The 2,218-nt window shown below is 64.0% G+C and carries 2 protein-coding genes; both read left to right on the forward strand.

The annotated features are described in order from the left end of the window. Positions 1 to 1,542 (forward strand): succinate dehydrogenase flavoprotein subunit (sdhA, locus tag FHS02_RS31115; protein ID WP_183444277.1); only part of this gene is annotated, 1,542 nt, incomplete at its 5' end. Positions 1,543 to 1,554: 12 nt separating this feature from the next. Continuing rightward, positions 1,555 to 2,218 (forward strand): succinate dehydrogenase iron-sulfur subunit (locus FHS02_RS31120; protein ID WP_183444278.1); only part of this gene is annotated, 664 nt, incomplete at its 3' end.

Genomic DNA, 2,218 nt, shown 5'->3' on the forward strand with positions numbered 1-2,218 from the left:
GGCGGCGACTACCTGGGCGACCAGGACGCGATCGAATTCATGTGCCGCGAAGCACCGAAGGTCGTGTATGAGCTGGAACACTTCGGCATGCCGTTCGACCGCAATCCCGACGGCACGATCTACCAGCGTCCGTTCGGCGGCCACACGGCCAACTTCGGCGAGAAGGCCGTGCAGCGCGCCTGCGCCGCGGCCGACCGTACCGGCCACGCGCTGCTCCATACGCTGTATCAACGCAATGTGCGCGCGCGCACCCACTTCTTCGTCGAATGGATGGCGCTGGACCTGATCCGCGATTCCGAAGGCGACGTGATCGGCGTCGTGGCGCTGGAAATGGAAACCGGCGACGTGATGATCCTGCAGGCGAAGACGACGATCTTCGCCACCGGCGGTGCCGGCCGGATCTTCGCCGCATCGACCAACGCGTTCATCAACACCGGCGACGGCATGGGCATGGCGGCACGCGCCGGCCTGCCGCTGCAGGACATGGAATTCTGGCAGTTCCACCCGACCGGCGTGGCCGGCGCGGGCGTGCTGATCACCGAAGGCGTGCGCGGCGAAGGCGGCATCCTGATCAACTCGCAGGGCGAGCGCTTCATGGAACGCTATGCGCCGACCCTGAAGGACCTGGCGCCGCGCGACTTCGTGTCGCGTTCGATGGACCAGGAGATCAAGGAAGGCCGCGGCGTGGGCCCGAACAAGGACCACGTGCTGCTCGACCTGCGCCACATCGGCAAGGAAACCATCGAGAAGCGCCTGCCGTCGATCCTGGAGATCGGCCACAAGTTCGCCAACGTCGATGCGACCAAGGAACCGATCCCGGTCGTGCCGACGATTCACTACCAGATGGGCGGCATCCCGACCAACATCCACGGCCAGGTCGTGGCACCGTCGGCCGATGGCGGCCAGAAGATCGTCAACGGCCTGTACGCGATCGGCGAATGCGCCTGCGTCTCCGTGCACGGCGCGAACCGCCTGGGCACGAACTCGCTGCTCGACCTGGTGGTGTTCGGCCGCGCGGCCGGCAACCACGTCGTCGCATCGAACCTGAAGGCCAAGGAACACAAGGACCTGCCGAAGGACGCATCGGACTTCGCGATGGACCGCCTGAACCGCCTGGAAACCTCGACCGGCTCCGAAAAGGTGCAGGGCGTGGCCAACGACATCCGCGCCACGATGCAGAAATACTGCGGCGTGTTCCGTACCGACGACCTGCTGAAGGCCGGCTTCGACGAGATCATGAAGCTCGACGAGCGCCGCAAGCACGTGTCGTTCAAGGACAAGTCGAAGGTGTTCAACACGGCCCGCGTCGAAGCGCTGGAACTGGACAACCTGATCGAGACGGCCAAGGCGACCATCACGTCGGCCGTGGCACGCAAGGAATCGCGCGGCGCCCATGCGCACAGCGATTTCCCGAACCGCGACGACGAAAACTGGATGAAGCACACGCTGTGGTTCTCCCAAGGCAACCGCCTGGAGTACAAGCCTGTCGTCACCAAGCCGCTGACGGTGGAAACCTTCAAGCCCAAAGCACGCACTTTCTAAGGTAGCAAGAACATGGCACGTACTCTCAAATTCAAGATTTACCGCTACGATCCGGACAAGGATGCCAAGCCTTACATGCAGGACCTGACGGTCGAGCTGAAGGACACCGACAAGATGCTGCTCGATGCGCTGCAGCGCATCAAGTCCGACGTCGACGATTCGCTGGCGCTGCGCCGCTCGTGCCGCGAAGGCGTGTGCGGTTCGGACGCGATGAACGTCAACGGCAAGAACCGCCTGGCGTGCACGACGAACCTGAACGAGCTCTCGGAACCGATCATCCTGCGCCCGCTGCCGGGCCTGCCGGTGATCCGCGACCTGATCGTGGACATGACGCAGTTCTTCAAGCAGTACGAATCGATCAAGCCGTTCCTGATCAACGATTCGATCCCGCCGGAGAAGGAACGCCTGCAGACGCCGGCCGAGCGCGAGGAACTCGACGGCCTGTACGAATGCATCCTGTGCGCGTGCTGCTCGACGTCGTGCCCGTCGTTCTGGTGGAATCCGGACAAGTTCGTCGGCCCGGCCGGCCTGCTGCAGGCTTACCGCTTCATCGCCGACTCGCGCGACGAAGCGACCGGCCAGCGCCTGGACAACCTGGAAGACCCGTACCGCCTGTTCCGCTGCCACTCGATCATGAACTGCGTGGACGTCTGTCCGAAGGGCCTGAACCCGAACA

This window comes from Pseudoduganella umbonata (assembly GCF_014192225.1).
Taxonomy (GTDB): Bacteria; Pseudomonadota; Gammaproteobacteria; order Burkholderiales; family Burkholderiaceae_D; genus Rugamonas; species Rugamonas umbonata.